The sequence below is a fragment of the Paucibacter sp. M5-1 genome (assembly GCF_027498415.2).
GTDB lineage: Bacteria > Pseudomonadota > Gammaproteobacteria > Burkholderiales > Burkholderiaceae_C > Roseateles_E.
The window spans coordinates 200,234-217,263 of record NZ_JAPZLM020000001.1 but is presented as its reverse complement, the minus strand read 5'-3'; the positions used below and the strand labels follow the sequence as shown (position 1 = coordinate 217,263).

Annotated in this window: 13 protein-coding genes; 3 read left to right on the top strand and 10 right to left on the bottom strand. The window is 66.5% G+C overall.

Annotated elements, in window-relative coordinates:
* Positions 1-9: 9 nt before the first annotated feature.
* From crtD to O5M90_RS01020, 3 genes are read left to right on the top strand one after another with little or no spacing between them, the layout of a single operon-like run.
* Complete coding sequence (gene crtD, locus O5M90_RS01030; protein WP_269841765.1) at positions 10-1,662, top strand: 1-hydroxycarotenoid 3,4-desaturase CrtD; 1,653 nt, start codon at positions 10-12, stop codon at positions 1,660-1,662.
* A gap of 59 nt (positions 1,663-1,721) precedes the next feature.
* Positions 1,722-2,576: a carotenoid 1,2-hydratase gene (locus tag O5M90_RS01025; RefSeq protein ID WP_269841766.1), complete on the top strand. Its 855-nt coding sequence runs from the start codon at positions 1,722-1,724 to the stop codon at positions 2,574-2,576.
* Complete coding sequence (locus O5M90_RS01020) at positions 2,573-3,568, top strand: NAD(P)H-binding protein (RefSeq protein ID WP_269841767.1); 996 nt, start codon at positions 2,573-2,575, stop codon at positions 3,566-3,568. The genes O5M90_RS01025 and O5M90_RS01020 overlap by 4 nt, the downstream gene beginning before the upstream one ends.
* A 31-nt stretch (positions 3,569-3,599) precedes the next feature.
* On the opposite strand, the gene O5M90_RS01015 is transcribed toward O5M90_RS01020, so the two are convergent.
* The 10 genes from O5M90_RS01015 to O5M90_RS00970 form a co-directional block, all read right to left on the bottom strand.
* The gene (locus O5M90_RS01015) at positions 3,600-4,742 is read right to left on the bottom strand and encodes a sensor domain-containing phosphodiesterase (RefSeq protein WP_269841768.1); all 1,143 of its coding nucleotides are present in this window, start codon (positions 4,740-4,742) and stop codon (positions 3,600-3,602) included.
* A gap of 191 nt (positions 4,743-4,933) precedes the next feature.
* Complete coding sequence (locus O5M90_RS01010; protein WP_269841769.1) at positions 4,934-6,352, bottom strand: aminotransferase-like domain-containing protein; 1,419 nt, start codon at positions 6,350-6,352, stop codon at positions 4,934-4,936.
* 241 nt (positions 6,353-6,593) lie between these two features.
* Positions 6,594-7,904, bottom strand: coding sequence for an EAL domain-containing response regulator (locus O5M90_RS01005; protein ID WP_269841770.1), 1,311 nt, complete (start codon positions 7,902-7,904; stop codon positions 6,594-6,596).
* Entirely contained in the window at positions 7,897-11,883 is a 3,987-nt protein-coding gene (locus O5M90_RS01000) for a PAS domain-containing protein (RefSeq protein ID WP_440401778.1), read from the bottom strand. The genes O5M90_RS01005 and O5M90_RS01000 overlap by 8 nt, the downstream gene beginning before the upstream one ends.
* 118 nt (positions 11,884-12,001) lie before the next feature.
* On the bottom strand, positions 12,002-12,691 hold the full coding sequence (locus O5M90_RS00995) for a response regulator transcription factor (RefSeq protein ID WP_440401777.1): 690 nt from the start codon (positions 12,689-12,691) through the stop codon (positions 12,002-12,004).
* A gap of 90 nt (positions 12,692-12,781) precedes the next feature.
* Complete coding sequence (locus O5M90_RS00990; RefSeq protein ID WP_440401776.1) at positions 12,782-13,822, bottom strand: extracellular catalytic domain type 1 short-chain-length polyhydroxyalkanoate depolymerase; 1,041 nt, start codon at positions 13,820-13,822, stop codon at positions 12,782-12,784.
* 9 nt (positions 13,823-13,831) lie between these two features.
* A complete protein-coding gene (locus O5M90_RS00985) occupies positions 13,832-14,032 on the bottom strand; it encodes a hypothetical protein (RefSeq protein WP_269841777.1) in 201 nt (66 codons plus the stop codon).
* 166 nt (positions 14,033-14,198) lie between these two features.
* The gene (locus O5M90_RS00980; protein ID WP_269841778.1) at positions 14,199-14,468 is read right to left on the bottom strand and encodes a GlsB/YeaQ/YmgE family stress response membrane protein; all 270 of its coding nucleotides are present in this window, start codon (positions 14,466-14,468) and stop codon (positions 14,199-14,201) included.
* A gap of 361 nt (positions 14,469-14,829) precedes the next feature.
* Positions 14,830-15,762 carry an alkaline phosphatase D family protein gene (locus O5M90_RS00975; protein WP_269841779.1) on the bottom strand — a complete coding sequence of 311 codons (933 nt, stop codon included), beginning with the start codon at positions 15,760-15,762 and terminating at the stop codon, positions 14,830-14,832.
* A 357-nt stretch (positions 15,763-16,119) separates the two neighbouring features.
* The gene (locus tag O5M90_RS00970) at positions 16,120-16,707 is read right to left on the bottom strand and encodes an NADPH-dependent F420 reductase (RefSeq protein ID WP_269841780.1); all 588 of its coding nucleotides are present in this window, start codon (positions 16,705-16,707) and stop codon (positions 16,120-16,122) included.
* Between the last annotated feature and the right edge of the window lie 323 nt (positions 16,708-17,030).

The window sequence follows — 17,030 nt, the reverse complement described above, 5'->3', positions numbered from 1 at the left end:
TAGACACACATGGAGATTGCGTCAATGCGCGTCAATGCCCTGCCCTGTACCCCGCTTCGTCCGCCCCGGGTGCTGGTGGTGGGCGCCGGCATCGGCGGGCTGACGGCCGCAGCCCTGATGGCGCGCAGCGGCATCGAGGTGCAGCTGCTGGAGCGGGCGGCCGCGCCCGGCGGCAAGATGCGCCAGATCGAGCTGGGGCCCCAAAGCCTGGACGGCGGCCCCACGGTGCTGACGATGCGCTGGGTCTTCGACGCGCTGTTCGAGCATCTGGGCCTGAGCCTGGATCAGCACCTGAGCCTGCGCCGCTGCAGCGTGCTGGCCCGCCATGCCTGGGGGCCCGATCAGCGCCTGGACCTGTCGGCCGATCTGGAGACCAGCGTTGCGGCCATTGCCGAGTTCAGCGGCGCGGCCGAGGCGCAGCGCTACCGCGCCTTCTGCGAGCGCGCCGGCGCCGTCTACCAGACCCTGGACCGGCCCTTCATGCAGAGCAGCCGGCCCACGCCCGGCTCCCTGGCCTGGCGCGTGCTGCGCCAGCAAGGGCCTTCCGGCCTGCGGCAGCTGCTGCGCATCTCGCCCTTCACCAGCTTGTGGACGGCGCTGGGCCGCTACTTCCATGACCCGCGGCTGCGCCAGCTCTTCGGCCGCTACGCCACCTACTGCGGCTCCTCGCCCTTCGAGGCGCCGGCCACGCTGATGCTGGTGGCCCATGTCGAGCGCGAGGCGGTCTGGCAGATCGAGGGAGGCATGTATCGGCTGGCCCAGGCCCTGGCCGCAGCCGGCCGGCAGCAGGGCGTGAGCTACCGTTATGGCTGCGAGGTGCGGCAGTTGCTGATGCGTGCGGACGGCGGGGTCGGCGGCGTCGAGCTACAGGACGGCGAGCGCCTAAGCGCCGACGCGGTGCTGTTCAACGGTGACGCCCAGGCGCTGGCCAGCGGTCTGCTCGGCCGGCCGGTGCAGCAGGCGCTGAGCCTGCCGGCGATACCGCCGCCGCGCTCGCTGTCGGCGCTGACCTGGCACCTGCTGGCTGAGGTCGAGGCCGGCGGTTTCGAGCTGTCTCACCACAATGTGTTTTTCGGCCCGGCCGAGCACTACCGCGCCGAGTTCGACGCGATCGCCCAGGGCCACTTGCCCGGGACGCCGACCGTCTATGTCTGCGCCCAGGACCGCGCCGGCGATGCCAGCGGCCGCCCGCCGCAGCGGGCCGAGCGACTGATGTGTCTCGTGAATGCCCCCGCTATGGCCCCAGCCATGGCCCCCGCCAGCGCCCGCGCGCTGACCGAACCGGAGATTGCGCGATGCCAGCAAGCGATGTGGGATCAACTGGGCCGTGCGGGCCTGCGACTGAAGCCGAGCCCGCATGCGCCGCTGTGCACCCGGCCGCAGGACTTTGCACAGCGGTTCCCGGCGACCGGGGGCGCGCTCTACGGCCCGGCCAGCCAGGGCTGGCGGGCCAGCTTCTTCGCGCGCCCGGATGGCCGCACGCGGGTGCCGGGCCTGTTCCTGGCGGGGGGCTCGGTGCATCCGGGGCCGGGCGTGCCGATGGCGGCGCTGTCGGGCCAGCGGGCCGCCGAGCAGATCTGCGCGGCCCTGCATTCGACACGCCGCTGGGCGCGCGCGACGGACGGGGCCCTGCTTACGCCTGGTGGTATCTCGACGCGCTGAGCGACCCGCAGCCTGACGGCAGCGCCTATGCGCTGACCCTGATCGCCTTCGTCGGCAGCGTGTTCTCACCCTACTACGCCTGGGCACGGCGGCGCCAGGGCGAGGCGGTGCGGCCCGTTGCCCATTGCGCGCTGAATATCGCGCTCTACCACCGCCCGCCGGGCCGCGCCGGCTACCAGCGCCTGTGGGCCATGACCGAGCGCGGCGAGCCGCAGCTACGGCGCAGCGCCGAGCAGCTGCAGATCGGCCCCAGCCGTCTGGCCTGGCAGGACGATGGCACGCTGCAGATCGAGGTCGATGAATGGACGGCGCCCTGGCCCCGGCGCCTGCGCGGCCAGATCCGTCTGCAGCCGCAGTTGCTGCCGGGCCGGGCCTTTGCGCTGGACGCCGCCGGCCGGCATCTGTGGCAGCCGATCAGCCCGGTGGCGCGGGTCGAGCTGGATTTCGAGGCGCCGCGCGGCCTGCGCTGGCAAGGGGATGCCTATCTCGATGCCAACCTCGGCAGCCGACCGCTGGAGCAGGACTTCCACAGCTGGCAGTGGTCGCGCGCCGCGCTGGGCGGACATGCGGGCTGTCGGGTGCTCTATGAGGTTCAGCCGCTGAGCGGCGAGCGGCGCGCGCTGGCGCTGGATATCGATGCGCAAGGGCGCATCGCCCAGCGGCCGCTGCCGCCCGACTGCCCGCTGCCGGGCACGGCCTGGGGGCTGGCGCGCAGCACGCGCGCCGCGCAGGCGCCCGAGCTGCTGGCCACGCTGGAGAGCGGCCCTTTCTACAGCCGCTCGCTGCTGCGCGACCCGCTGGACGGCGGCCTGGCCGTGCATGAAAGCCTGTCGCTGCAACGCTTTCGCCAGCCCTGGGTTCAGGCGCTGCTGCCCTTCCGAATGCCGCGTCGGGCAACGGGGGTCGGGTCATGACGGCCCAGCGCCTCTTGATGCTGGGTGCCACCGGCACCATCGGCCAGGCCACGGTGCGGTCCTTGCTGCGGCGCGGCCACGAAGTCGTCTGCCTGGTACGCCCGCGCGCCGGTGTCGGAGGCCGGATGGCACGCAGCGACAGCGAACGCCTGCTGGCCGGCGCCACGGTCCGCTTCGGCGACGTCGGCTCGCCCGCCTCGCTGGCCACCGACGGCTTTCGCGGCGAGCGCTTCGACGCCCTGGTCTCCTGCCTGGCCTCGCGCAACGGCGCACCACACGACGCCTGGGCCATCGACCACCAGGCCCATCTGCACGCGCTGGCAGCGGCGCAGCAAGCGGGCGTCACGCAGATGGTGCTGCTGTCGGCGATCTGCGTGCAAAAACCGCTGCTAGCCTTCCAACAGGCCAAGCTGGCCTTCGAACAGGCGCTGATCTCATCGGGGCTGAGTTACAGCATCGTGCGGCCCACCGCCTTCTTCAAATCGCTGTCGGGCCAGATCGAGCGGGTGCGCCGGGGCAAGCCTTTTCTGGTCTTCGGCGACGGCCGTCTGAACGCCTGCAAGCCGATCAGCGACACCGACCTGGCCGACTACCTCGCCGACTGCCTGCAGGACCCGGCCCGCCGCAACCGCATCCTGCCGATCGGCGGCCCCGGCCCTGCCCTGACGCCACGCCAGCAGGGCGAGCTGCTGTTCGCGGCGCTGGGCCGCGAGCCACGCTTCAAGCAGGTGCCGGTCGCGCTGCTCGACACCATCATCGCCGTGCTCGCCGGCCTGGGCCGGGTGCTGCCGTCACTGGCCGTCAAGGCCGAGCTGGCCCGCATCGGCCGCTACTACGCGACGGAGTCCATGCTGGTGCTGGACCCGGCCAGCGGCCGCTATGACGCCGCAGCCACACCCTCGACCGGGCGGCAGACGCTGGGGGGCTTTTATGCCGAGCTGGCCCAAGGCTCGGCCGCGCTGCCGGAGCGCGGGGATCATGCGGTGTTCTGAAGCAGCGCAAGCCAACAACGCATGCCCAAGCTCAATGGATCAGCGCTTGCGCCTGCTGCAGCAGCATCGGTCGGCCCAGGTGATAGCCCTGCGCACTGTTGATGCCCAGTCCTCGGAGGGTGTCCAGCTCGGACGAGGTCTCTACGCCCTCGGCGACGATGCTGCAGCCGGTCTCGAGCGCAAATCCGCGCAGCGCCGCCGCCAGCGCGCGTCGCGAGTGATCGGTGTCGATGGCGCGCGTGATGCTGATGTCGAGCTTCACGATATGGGGGTGCAGATTCAGAATGTGCCTGAAGCTGGCGTAGCCGGCGCCGGCATCGTCGATGGCGACGCGCAGGCCCTGCGCCTGCAGAGGCCTCATCACGGCGGCGATATCCTCGTAGCGCTCGACGGCCTGGTGCTCCGTGACCTCGACCACGATTCTGTCCAGCGGCAGTCCTTTCAGCATGCCGGCGACATCGCCTTTGACAATCATCTCGGGAGAGGCGTTGACGGCGACATACACATCAGGGGGCAGTTGCGGCAAGGCGCCCAGCGCGATGCGAATCGCCTGGGACTCCAGTTCCAGTTCGCGCTTGACCATCGCGGCTTCGGAAAACCAGACATCCGGCGACCGGTAGGGGTCCGAGGAGAAGCGCGCCAGCGACTCGAAGCCGATGGCACGATTCGTTTGCACATCGAAGATGGGTTGGTAGACCATCTGCAAGCCGCCGGACTCCAGCACCGTGTCGATGCGCTGATCCAGCACCTGGATGGCCTGGCGTGTCGACAGCTCCTCCTGGATCTGCTCGGCGACCATCTCGGCCAGGACACGCATCATCGCCAGATCGCGGGCCGTCAGACTGCTGTCCGGCGCATGGCTGAAACAGCAGAAGGTGCCATAGACCTGCCCATCGCCGAGCCGGATCGGCACGCTCAGATGCGCGCCGACCGGCAAGGCCCGCGTCACCGGCAGGCTCAGGGCCTCGGCGTTCAAGCAGGCGTCGGTCATCAGCTCGGGCAGCCGGCCATCGATGACGCGCTGGCAGTAGCTGTCTTCCAAGGGATCGGAATTGCCGACCTGCACCAAATCAATTCCCGGGCGCGCATCGACATGGCGAAAGACCCGGCGGCCCTCCACCATCTCCGAAATGAAGGCGACATCCATGTCCAGATGGGTGCGGATGGCGTGCAACGCACGCGCCAGGGGTGGTTTTGCCGCGCCATTCGATCCCCGAGAGGTGTCGCGCGCGAGTTCCGCAACGGCGGTAGCGAGTAGTGCTTTCAACTGCGGCCTCCTTAAAACTGCAGTCCTCCGCGTGTCGATGGGGACACCCGGTGTGCCCGGCTTTGCCGGTGCTACAGCCCCTATGGTCGCACAAGCCCTCACTTCAAGGCCAGCTCGCTGACGATGCGCCCCAGGCTGCACAGCGCCGCTTCGAAACGGCTGTCGCCCGGATAGCCATGGTTGATGCGCAGATGGTGGCGGTAGCGCCGGTCGGCGGAGAACAGATGCCCGGGTGCGACACCGACGCCGCAGGCCATCGCGCGGCGATGCACCTCCAGCGCGTCCACGGCGGCCGGCAGCTCGACCCACAGAAAATAGCCGCCCTCGGGCCGGGTCACCCGGGTGCCGGCAGGGAACTCGCGCGCAATGACGCGCAGCGCCGAGGCCTGCTGGCGGCTGAGCGCATGCCGCAGGCTGCGCAGATGGCGGTCGACGCTGTTTTGCTGCAGGAACTCCTGCAGCGCCAGCTGCGAGGGCAAGGCGACCGCCAGCGAGCTCATCAGCTTGTGCCGCCCCAGCGCGGTCGCGAAACGCCCGCCCGCCACCCAGCCCACCCGGTAGCCCGGTGCCAGCGATTTCGAGAAGGAGCCGCAGTGCATCACCCAGCCCTCGCGGTCCCAGGCCTTGGCCGGCGGCGGGCGGCGCGGGCCGTGGTGCAGCTCGCCATAGACATCGTCCTCGATCAGCGGAATGCGCCGCGCGCTCAGCATCTCGACCAGCCTGGCCTTGGCATCATCAGGCATGGTGCCGCCCATCGGGTTCTGGAAGGTCGGCATGAACCAGCAGGCCTTGACCGGATGCTGTGCCAGCACGCGCTGCAGCGAGTCCAGATCCACGCCGCTGCGCGGATGGGTCTCCACCTCCACCGCCCGCAGCCCGCGCCGCTCCAGGGCCTGCAGCGCGGCATAGAAGCACGGGGTCTCGATGGCCACCACATCGCCCGGCTGCGTGCTCACCTCCAGGCAGAGGTTCAACGCTTCCATTGCGCCATTGCTCACGACGATCTCGGACGGCGGCACATCGATGCCGGCCAGGCCATAGCGCAGCGAGATCTGGTGCCGCAGCTCGCCACTGCCCGGTGACATGTCCTCCACGGTGCGCCACGGATCCATGGCCCGCATCGCCCGCCCCATGCCGCGCGCCAACACCTCCAGCGGAAACAGGGTCGGCGACGGAAATGCCGACCCCAGCGGCACCAGCTCGCGCTGGCGCGCCTGGGCCAGCACCTGGAACACCAGAGCCGACACATCCACCGTCATGCTGTGACTCAGCGGTTCGCTGGCGGCGGGCTCCGGCTCGCCAAGGGTGGGCCGGCTCAGCACGTAATAGCCAGAACGCGCCCGCGCCTCGACCAGCCCCTGGGTTTCCAACAGGTAATAGGCCGAGAAAACCGTCGAGGCGCTGAGCCCCTGCTGCCCCCGGACCTCACGCACCGAGGGCAGGCGATCGCCGGGCTTCAGGCTGCCGCTGCGGATGCGCTGGGCAATGGACTCGGCATAGGCCTCGTAACGTTTCATCGGATTCCTGGGCGTGTCTGATACCTTGAACTCCCAAGATTCTGATGCTTCTGGGCTCAGACGCCCACGGCGACACCGCGGCCATCCGCTCGCCACGCCACGGTATGCCCTTGCTGAACCCGCTTTTCGTCCGCAACGACGAGTTGCTGCAGGCCTCTGCCTCCCGGCTGGTGATGGGGCCGCCTTGCATCGTCGGCCTGGTCAGACGCCAGCAGGACTTTTGCCTCATCCGTCGCGCGCTTCATGGGGCAAGGAGTTGGGGCCGTCTCAGCAGCCACTCCGCCAACCAGGCAGCCAGGTTTTCGCTTGGCATGGGCCTGGCGATAAAGTAGCCCTGCGCGATGTCGCATCCGATAGCGCGCAGCAAGGCCCAATCCTCATCGGTCTCCACGCCTTCGGCAACGGTCTGCAGACCCAGGCGCTGCGCGATGCCGATGCTGCCTTCCAGCATCGGCCTGATGAGCTGGTTTTGAGCCGCGCCATGCACAAAGCCCCGATCAATCTTCAGTTCGGTGAACGGCACATCGCGCAACTGCGCCAGCGATGAATGACCCGTGCCGAAATCATCGATCGACAGACCGAAACGCTGCATACACAGGCGCACCAGCGTCTCGAGCTGGGCCGAGGAAATGGCCATGACGCGGCTCTCGGTCACTTCGAGCATCAGGTCCTGCGGTGACAGATTGCCCAGGCGCACGAGCGCGCCCAGCCTGGGCGCAAAATCAGCGGCACGCAGACTCTCCATCGACACATTGACCGCCATGTGGATCTGCAGCCCACTGCGGTGCCACAGCGCGAGTTGCGCAAGCGCCGTGTGCAGCACCCAGTCGGTCAGCGGCCCGATGGCACCGCAGTCCTCGGCCAGATCGATGAAGCGGTCCGGGTAGACGAGTCCATGCAGCGGATGATTCCAGCGCAGCAGCGCCTCCACGCCGATCAGCGCGCCGCTGCGCAGCTCAACCTTGGGCTGGTAGTGCAGCACCCATTGCTCGGCCTGCTGCGCGGCAAGCAGGTCGGCGGCAGAAAAAACGGGCGGCTGAGCCAGGGCTGTCGGCTCCGCCTCGGGCTGCCAAAGATCCAGCAGCATGCGCAGCGACGTGCGACCGGCGGGCTTCTCCAACGCTCCCAGTATCCGCAGAGAACGGCTGGAGAGCAGCTTCTGCACGGCGTGGATGATGCGGGGGCCTTCGCCGCTGAGCAGGATGATGTTGCCCCGGAAGTCGGCATCGCCAAGACGGCGCAGAAACTCCAGGCCGTCAACACCGGGCATGTTCAGGTCGCAGATCACCACGTCGACGACCGCACGCCCTTCGCTGAGCAGCGCCAGCGCGGCCTCCGCGCTGGCCGCCGTGCCTATCATCGTGAAGCCCATGCTGCGCAGCATGCGCGACTGCATGCCGAGCATGAACGGGTCGTCGTCGACCAGCAGCAGACTGGGCTGGCGATGCGGCTTGCGGACACTGCCCGAGGGCATGGGGCCTTCGGGCGGCCCGAGCCCCAGCGGCAGGGTCGGCACAAAAGTCGGCCAGATATCAGGCAGGTGTTCAGGCATGACCATCCCGGTGTGCGTCGAGGAAGTGGTGGACGGCGCGCAGCTCCTTGTCAAACGCGGCCATCAAGGTGCTCAAGGCCGCATTGCGGGGGCTGCTGGTGGCCGCTCCCTCGATGTCGGCACAGATCTGCCCCAGCCGTGCTGCGCCTATGGCCCTCGCTGCGGACTTGAGCTTGTGGGCAATGTCGGCCATGCCCTGAAAAGCCCCCTCACGCTGTGCCTGCCCGAGTTCCAGCGCCGAACGCTCTGTGTTGGCACGAAAGGCATCCAGCACTTCGCGCATCACCTGCAAGTCGCCGCCAATCAACTCCGTCAGCACACTCAGGTCAGCCGGAGGCCTTGTCCCCGCCGGGGCATGGGGCGCCGCCTCGCCCGCCTGCTGCAACGGGAACAACCAGGCATCGATGGCGGACTTCAACTGCGCCAGCCGCACCGGTTTGGTCAGGTATCCATCCATGCCGGCCTGGCGGCAGCGCAGTTCTTCGTCGCGCAAGGCATTGGCGGTCAGGGCAATGATGGGCAGGCGGCGCCCGCCGCCTTCTTCGGCGCGCACCGCTGCGGCCAAGGTATAGCCGTCCATGTCCGGCATGTGCAGATCGGTCAGCAGCAAGGCGTGCCCCCCGCGCCGCCAGTGGTCCAGGGCCTCAAGGCCATTGCCGACCATCTCGGCGCGATAGCCGAGCAGAGCGAGCTGCTTCGCGAGCACTTTCTGATTGATTTCATTGTCCTCGGCGACCAGGATCAACGGGTCCGCCGCCGGCCTCGCATCAGGCTCTGACCTGGCAAAACGGCTGTTGCCTTGGGCGGAATCCTCGGCGTGTTCGTCGACCGTCTCCGGGGCGGCCGCAAGCGCAACGCTGCGAAGAAAGACGGCCCGGTGCAGGCAGTCACCGTCCAGGCCCAGCTGATCCGCTTGCAGCCGGCGCGGCCGGTGCCGTCGCCCGGCCTCGATGACGACAAAGGCCAGCATCGTCTCGTGACAATCGAGAGCGGCCGCCCGGCAGGCGGCCAGAACCCGGTCGATGGCCTCGGGCGGGTCGGCGACAACAAGCACGCAGCGGCCCGGGCCGACAGTTCGCAGCCAGATCAGGGTCTCGGCAAGCGTGGACGCGCGCCGCGCAGCACATCCGGCATGGCTCAGATACTCGGCGAGGTCGCCGGCCTGGTCGGCCGTCCCCAACACCAGGCAAGGCAGGCCCAGCAGCGGCGGCCAGGCAGGCAACTCGGTAAAGGCGTCGCTTGCCAATGGCATTTCAATCGGCAATCGCACCGTGAAGGTGGCCCCCTGGTCCAATTGACTGTTGACCGCGATGGACCCGCCCATCATCTCCACCAGGCGCTGCGAGATGCTGAGCCCCAGACCGGTGCCGCCAAAACGTCGCGTCGTGCTGGCATCGGCCTGCGTGAAGGGCGAAAACAGGCGGGCCACGGTCGCGGTGTCCATGCCGACGCCGTTGTCCGAGACGATCAGCTCCAGCATGTCGCTGTCGTCGGCTGTGGCGCGCTGGGCGCGCAAGCACACCCTCCCCTGGCGATCCTGCCCGCTGCTGAACTTGATGGCATTCCCGACCAGATTGACCAGCACCTGGCGCAGCCGGCCGGCATCGCCCAGCGTGTGTGAAGGCAGCCGGGGATCGACGGACAAGCGCAGCCCGACGCCCTGGTTCTCGGACAGGCGGCGCAGCGTATCGCAAACGCTTTCGAGCACAGCTTCGACCTGCATCGGTTCGCGATCAATCTCGAACAGGCCGGCCTCGATCTTCGAGAAATCAAGCACATCGTCGACGATGGCCAGCAAGGCGTAGGCCGACTCCCGGGCGGTCTTCACCAGCTCGCGCTGGTTCGGATGCAGGCTGCTCTCCTCGAGCACGTCGATCATGCCGATGACCCCGTTCATCGGCGTGCGGATCTCGTGGCTCATCATCGCAAGAAAGGAGGACTTGGCCCGGTTCGCCTGCTCGGCGAGTTCACGTGCGCGCTCCAGTTCCAGGGTACGGTGGCGAACTCTGTCCTCCAGCCCCGCATTCAGCTCGCGCAAGGCGCCCTCGCTGCGCCGGCGTTCGCTGATGTCGCGCATCACGGAAATGAAGTGCGTGAAGCCCTCGCCCGCCGAGGCAACCGGCGTGATGTCCAACTCGATCGGATAGTGCCTGCCGTCCTTGGTGTATTTCATCAGCTCCAGGTGCGCCGACTCGAAGCGCTCGACCGCACAGCGCATGCGGCCCAGTTCTGAAACATCGGTCAGAGGTCCATCAAGCAAGGCCGGTGAGCGGCCTATCACCTCCGCCCGCGCATAGCACGTCAGGCGAACGAATGCGTCGTTCACGAACACGATACGCAGTCCGTGAAGCAATGTCGGGTCCGGCTCGCTGATGATGACGATGTCGTTCAACTGGGCCACACTGGCCTCCAGCAACTTCAGCTGCTGACGGGCCGCGCGAGTTTCGGTGACGTCGCGAAAGTAGACCGAGAGCCCATCGTCCAGGGGGTGACAATCGACCCCGAACCACATCCGCATCGGTGGGTACAAGGCCTCGAAACTGAGGCCCGTCTCGCCCTTCATCGCCCGGTCATAGTGGCGCTCGAACACCGAGCCCCGGGCGTCCGGATAGATGTCCCACAAGACACGCCCCAGCAAGGTGTCGCGCTGGCGCCCCCACAGCCGCTCGGCCTCGCGGTTGATGTAGGTGAAGCGCCAGTCGCGATCCACCGTGAAGAAGGCGTCGGTGATGCTCTCGAGCGTGTTGCTCAATCGGTCTGCCAGTTTCTGCGTCCGCAGCGCCGACACCTTGCGCTCCGTGATGTCCTGCAAGGCGCCCTGAATCCTGAAAATCCGCCCTTCGGCATTGCGGACCGCTTCTCCGATGGTGCGAACCCAGAAACGGCGTCCGGTGGCCGATATCTTCTCGGCCTCAAGGTCATAGGGCACACCGGACGCAATGCAGCGCTCGACGGCCTGGCGAACCATCGCCAGGTGCTCGGGCACGAAAGCGGCCCAGCCAAGCTCGGGTGGTGGTGAGTAGCCAACCGGCTCATCGTGCAGGTTTGCGACGATGTCGGACCAGTGAAGGCGCCGTTGAGTCAGGTCGTAAATCCAGCCCCCGACCTTGGCAACCCGTCCGGCGATGTCCAGCATCGCCTTGCTGTCGCGCAACTCTTGCTGGGCGAGCCGGTCATCGGTGACGTCGCGCGCGATGCCAATGATGCCGATCAAGGCCCCCTGAGCATCGCGGTAAGGGACCCTCGTCGAATGGAAAAGACGTCGACCGTTCACCCCGGTGAGCCACTTCTCCGTCTCCTGGACCGTGGCGCTGGTGAACATCGCACGGTCATCTTCGATCAGTTGCTCAGCTTCGGTGCTGCCGTACAAGGCGCGGTCGTCGCAGCCCAAGATCTGATTCAGCGGGCGGCCCGTGAAGGTGCCAAGCGCTCTATTGCACAGCTTGTAGCGCCCTCGCATGTCTTTGACATAGACGATGTCGGGGGTGCCGTCGGCCACCACTTGCAGCAACTCCTTGCTGCGCAGCGTTTCTTCCTCCGCCCTTGCACGCGCGCTGACGTCAACATGCATGACCACCGCGCCCGCCCGGTGGGCCGGGTCCACCGGTGTTGCCATGAGCATGAACCAGCGCCGCTCCGACGGTGAATCGCAACGGTACTCGATCGTGAAGCTGCTGCGTTCGCCATGCAGCACGGCGCGCAAACCGGTGGCCACCGCCCAGATCTCCGCAGCCCCCGGTCCTGGGGCCGCTGCGCAGCTGTCCAAGTAGTTACGCCCTAGCCCATGGGCGGCATCGCGCAGGCCGTTCTGCCCCGCAAACCTGCGCCAGGCCTCGTTCACCGAAATGATGATGCCGTCGGCGTCGAGCACGGCGATATGGGCGGGCAAGGCGTTGAGCAAGGACTCCGAGGCATGGTGCAGCGGCGCCATGCCGGTCTCGTCGGGCCCGGCGGTGTCAGCCGGCGACGAGGGCATCATGGGGAGAACCGTTCAAGATTCGGCGGGGCACTTTGGAACGGCGGTCGGCGCGGGCTCGGGTTGGCATCGTGCTCGAACCATAGGGACTTGGCGACCAACATCCCATACGTAGGCGCACCTAGCCAGTGCCAAGCCTGCGCGGCTCCAAGGACTCGATGGACATGCGCACGAGCTCAGGCAGATGGCGCGCCGCCATCTTCCGCATGATCTGTGAGCGATGAATCTCTATGGTGCGATAGCTCCCGCCCAGTTCCCGCGCGATCAGTTTGCTGCTCAGGCCGGTCACGAGCAGCTCGAAGACCTCGCGCTCACGAGGCGTCAGAGTCTCAAAGCGAGCCTGCACCCGTGGATCCAGCAGAGGGCCAGACAGACCGGTGGCGGCATCCTCAGCGCCCCCCAAAGGGTTGCGCTGATGTGCCATAGGCGGCGCGCGGCCCACGCCACCGGCCTGCCTGATCTCCGCCAGTTCGGCCTCGGACTTCGCCAGCGCGAGGCGGGACTGGTCCAGCGTCCGCTCGACGGCCCGGACTGCGTCCACGCCATGGGCAAGGTGCTCGGTGACCAGCTGCAGCTCGTCGACGCAGCGCTGGACTCTTTTTTCGACCGAAACGCCCGTGCGCAACGCCTGAGCGGCGGGAAGCGTGGTCACCCCCTTCGCCATCAATGCCTGGGCCACGCCGTTTGCCAGCCCCAGATCCTCGGCACAGGCTTTCACCTCGGCCTTGATGGCCTGGCTCTGGTCGAGCGCCGTGTCCAGAATGGGCCCGATGCGGACCGGCACAAGGGATTCAGAAGGCGGGATAGGCATGATGTGAGGAAGTGACCATCACAGTCAGGCGGGCCGCCCCAATCCTAAAGACCCACATGCTTCCCCCGTTTCTGGATGCCGTGCCCGAGTTCATTGCTGTGGCGAATTTCTCTTGCCGGATTTGGGACGACATCTGGAGAGCGCCAGAAAGAAGCGCACCATCTCCGCCGAAGCATCAGGGCCGGCAGCATCCTTGTAGGAACCGTTGGTGTGGCCACCAGACCAGGCGTGGCCTGCACCGTGCAAGGTCCAGCTTTCTATCCTCGCCTGTCCCCTGCTGTCGGCATGGACGGCGCGGCTGAAGCGCTGCCCGCCTGCTGTGACGCCGGATAGCTTCTTGATGCGCAGACCCGGATCCCCGGCTTGAACGACGTGCGCATCGTGCGCCTGCTGCACGATGTAGGCACCATTCGCGGGCTGCACCGTGTGGTCGCGATCACCGTGGAACACAATGACCGGCACGGCGTGCGAAATGGTCCGGTGCGACGGCGCTGAGGCAGCGCGCGATGCGTTCAGCCCTGTGGCCCCGCCGCCCCTGCCCCTCGTGGCGGCCATGGCCGAGGGGATGTCATGCGCAATGGCGTAGGGCAGACCCGAATGGGCACCGACACCGGCGAACAGTTCCGGGTAAGTCTCACCCAGCACCACCGCCATCGCCGCACCGGCCGACAAGCCCGCAACAAAGATGCGGCATGGGTCGGCGCCGTTCCTCTGCACCACCTCGCCGACGATGCCAGCGATCAGCGACGGCTCGCCAGCACCCCGCAGCTGGTCTTGCGGATTGAACCAGTTCCAACACTTCGCGGCATTCGCGCCCGCGGCTTGCTGGGGATACACGACGATGAACCCATACTCGTCCGCAAAGCGGTTCATCTGGGTTTCCGCTGCGAAGTCGTCGGCCGACTGGGAGCAGCCATGCAGCATCACCATCATCGGGTGCGGCCGGTCGGGCTCCCCCCGCGGAACATAGACCTTGTAGATCCGGCTGCCGGCATCGTTGCTGAACTTGTACGACTCGAAACTGCCCGGCCGGTGCTGCACTTCGGTGGCCACCGTCACTCGGTCGCATGCTGGCTTTGCGGCTTCGAATGCAGCCAAAGACGCCGCACGGGCGTTGACAGGGTTCTTCATGATGTTCCGCTATTCCCCGTTCTGCGGGGTAATGGCTTGATCCGGTGTGTGGGGGCCTGAGTGGGGCGGATTCTCGTTGCCGTGATAGGCCTTGCCGGGGATTTTGTCGTCACGATGCTTGGGCTCGGGGACGCTTGTCTTTGGCAGTTCTGTTTGCGATGACTTTGGCGTCGAATCGCCGGTCGTCTGATTGCGAATGGGCTGGTCCATATCAACTCCTTCAATACGCCGGCAACAGCGCCGACGTTTCTTGCAAATGGCAACTGGCGCGCCAGGGGTCCGAGGAAAGGCGGATTGCCCCATGCATCGGCGTCGTCGCAGCCTGCCGCAATGTCACAAGGCCGGCCTGCTGCGGTGGATAGGCACATCTGATGCATCAACTCGAGCTGCCGCGTCGAAGAAGACCGATGATGGCCAGCAAGGCGGCAGCGCCGACGAACGAGACGATCAAGGCCGGCATGCTGAAATCGGCCTGATTGATCGTGCCCACACCGACAAGCGGCGAAACAAACCAACCGGCGAGCATGGCGCCGGCGATGCCGACAATGACGTTGAGGATGATGCCTTGCTGGTCATTGGTTTTCATCAGCATGCTGGCCAGCCATCCGATGACACCGCCAAGTACCAGCCAAATGATGAGGTTCATGAGGGCTACTCCAGAATGTCCCGACGGAATGCACGGGACTTGTGCCTGCATGGTTGCCTCGGCGCTACGGGGCGTCTGTGCGGCATCGCACACCTCATGACTCGGTGCACCTTGCTTTGCCGATCTCGGCGGCAGCGAACGCCAGCAGCTAAGCCCGTATCGACTCTTCACCACCGGCGTTCGCAGGCGACTGGCTTTGGACGGCACTGCCAGTTCGCAGCCAACGCTGACAGCAGCCATTCACGCGTGCAGGTGCCGAGCGGCCGGTCTTCAGGGCGTCCAGTTCACAATCCCGAACTCTGGGAGACATCCGAAGTTTTTGCGCATAGCAGGCGAGGCAGGAGATTGAATCGCTCGATCATCACTTCTTGGCGACGGTCCAGTCCTCGATGGCGATGACCCGGCGCGACGCGCCTCCCGTGGTGTGAGGGTTGGCGTGAAAGTCCACGTGAATCTGCGTATCGCCGATGGTAATCAGCCCCCAGTTGTCCGCGTAGCGCTCGGGCACGAACTCGTCCTCCGTGTAGGTCTTGCGGATGAAGCAGGCCACGCCCGAAGAGATCGCTTCATGGAACCCTTCCGGGTGCGAAACGAACTTGTTGTAGTGAACGTCTCCGGCGAGGAACAGTGCCCGACGCCCCAGGGAGCCGGCGCTGCCCGGATGAAACGCCAACCTGGACCGAATGCCGTCGGCCACGGACCTGTAGTCCGCCACCCGATGCTCGGGCTTGCCCACGCTGAACCCCGTGCCCGAGCCGATGATGTTGAACCGCTTCTGTTCGGTCCTGGCCGGGTCTAGCTGCTTCCACAGCCATTTCTCCTGTGCATCGCCGAGCAAAGTCGGGTTGGCCGCCTTAGAGCTGGTGCGATAGGTCCGTATATCCAGCATCACGATCTTGACCTCAGGCAGATCGTCATAAGTGCAATACATATGCGGTCGATTGTTATTGCGCGCGAACCCAAACCAGCGATCGAACATCTCGCGCGTCGTGGCGACGTACTGAGGCGGTGCCTCGGCGCCGAGGGTGTCGTCGGGGCCGCAATCGTGATCGTCCCAGATCGCCAGAGTGGGCACCGACTCGATGACGACGCGGAACTCCTTGACGGCAAACTGCGCGCGATAGCAGTCCTCCAAGGCCTTGAAGTCCCAGGTGCTGCCGTACCAGCTCATGTAGGCGTTGTCGCCCAGCATAAGCAGCAGGTCTGGCTTGGCGGCCAGTATGTCCTCCCACGCCGGCTGGGTCTTGCGGTAGGTCCCGTAGGCGCAGGAAACGAACGCGATCTTGGTCGCCATGATTCACCTCCAGTCGTTGCCATGGATCTCGCCGAAGCTCGACAGGCCCTTGTTGGCGCAGCTTGGCTCAACCACCTTAGCTTTGCCGTGATGCCAATTGCTACGCCCGTCTGTTCATGAGCGTCACCCGCTTCATGACCGAGCGCATGTCCAGTCGATCGTAGACTTTTTGGACGTGATCGGTGACGGTGGTGGGAGCGACCCTCAGTATCTTGGCAATGCCAACTTGCGAATGTGCGGTGTGCAACAGGCGACACACCTGCGCTTGGGCCGGCATCAGATCAAAGGCTGAGATGACCCGGTGGACGGCGAGGGCCTGGTCACTCCCGCTGCTCGAACAGCAGCTCTGGACTCTTCCTACCCCTGTTTCACCAGGTTCTGAAGGATGAGCGCACCGCCTTTGTCCAGCAGAGTGCCGACGCCCGCCAGCGTGCCGAGGGCGATGGGCGCGAACCCGAGATCGCCGACAAGCTTCGCGACCACACCCACGGCGCGTCCGTCGTCCCCGGCCAGAAACATGACCCTTCGTCCGCCATGCTCGACAGGGTCCGATGCCAGCAGCTTGGCTGGGAGTTGGTTCAGCGACTTGACCACATGTGCCCCGCCGAAGGCGGACGCCACCACCAAACTCGAAGGTTGACCACTCAGCGCTTCGGGTGGCACCCCGTAGGTGTTCATGGCGTCAACCACGATTCTGCCGGTCCACGGTGCACCCGCACGGGCCACCGCTTCGTGAGCAGCGAAGGGAATCGCCAGGATGACGACATCGGCCCTGACTGCATCTTGCAGACTCTGCGCGGTCACATAGCCGGCGAACTCCTTTTCCAGTGCCTCGATGGAGTCCGGCCCGCGAGCATTCGCGACGGCGACAGCGATCCCGCTGCGCGCGAACTGCCGGGCCAGTGCTGAGCCGACGTTGCCCGAGCCGATGATGGAGTAGGTCATGAAAATTCCTTGTGATTGAACGTTATGGTTGAGCCGCCTGCGGCTCACGCCGAGATGGCTGGTATGCCGGCATGCGCGATGGCGGCATCCTTGGCTTGCGGCCCCATCGCAAGACCTTCGGCGCGGACGACGGCGACATCGACCACACCGATGAAGGCCAGCAAGCCGATGAGCTAGCTCTCCTGGTGCTCAAGCGCGGCTGCCGGACTGCCTGCGGCATAGACGCCACCGCGGGCCGAGCACGCTGGGGTCGAGAGGAAGGAGTTGCATGGCAAGGCCTCTAAGAATCCGGTAAGGAAGTCCGACCCTTTTGCTTCCGCGCC

Bases quoted from the DNA above. Each gene is read 5' to 3' on its own strand.
- crtD (WP_269841765.1), top strand. From the start codon at position 10: ATGGAGATTGCGTCAATGCGCGTCAATGCCCTGCCCTGTACCCCGCTT.
- O5M90_RS01020 (WP_269841767.1), top strand. From the start codon at position 2,573: ATGACGGCCCAGCGCCTCTTGATGCTGGGTGCCACCGGCACCATCGGC.
- O5M90_RS01010 (WP_269841769.1), bottom strand. From the start codon at position 6,352: ATGAAACGTTACGAGGCCTATGCCGAGTCCATTGCCCAGCGCATCCGC.
- O5M90_RS01005 (WP_269841770.1), bottom strand. From the start codon at position 7,904: ATGCCTGAACACCTGCCTGATATCTGGCCGACTTTTGTGCCGACCCTG.
- O5M90_RS01000 (WP_440401778.1), bottom strand. From the start codon at position 11,883: ATGATGCCCTCGTCGCCGGCTGACACCGCCGGGCCCGACGAGACCGGC.
- O5M90_RS00995 (WP_440401777.1), bottom strand. From the start codon at position 12,691: ATGCCTATCCCGCCTTCTGAATCCCTTGTGCCGGTCCGCATCGGGCCC.
- O5M90_RS00990 (WP_440401776.1), bottom strand. From the start codon at position 13,822: ATGAAGAACCCTGTCAACGCCCGTGCGGCGTCTTTGGCTGCATTCGAA.
- O5M90_RS00985 (WP_269841777.1), bottom strand. From the start codon at position 14,032: ATGGACCAGCCCATTCGCAATCAGACGACCGGCGATTCGACGCCAAAG.
- O5M90_RS00980 (WP_269841778.1), bottom strand. From the start codon at position 14,468: ATGAACCTCATCATTTGGCTGGTACTTGGCGGTGTCATCGGATGGCTG.
- O5M90_RS00975 (WP_269841779.1), bottom strand. From the start codon at position 15,762: ATGGCGACCAAGATCGCGTTCGTTTCCTGCGCCTACGGGACCTACCGC.
- O5M90_RS00970 (WP_269841780.1), bottom strand. From the start codon at position 16,707: ATGACCTACTCCATCATCGGCTCGGGCAACGTCGGCTCAGCACTGGCC.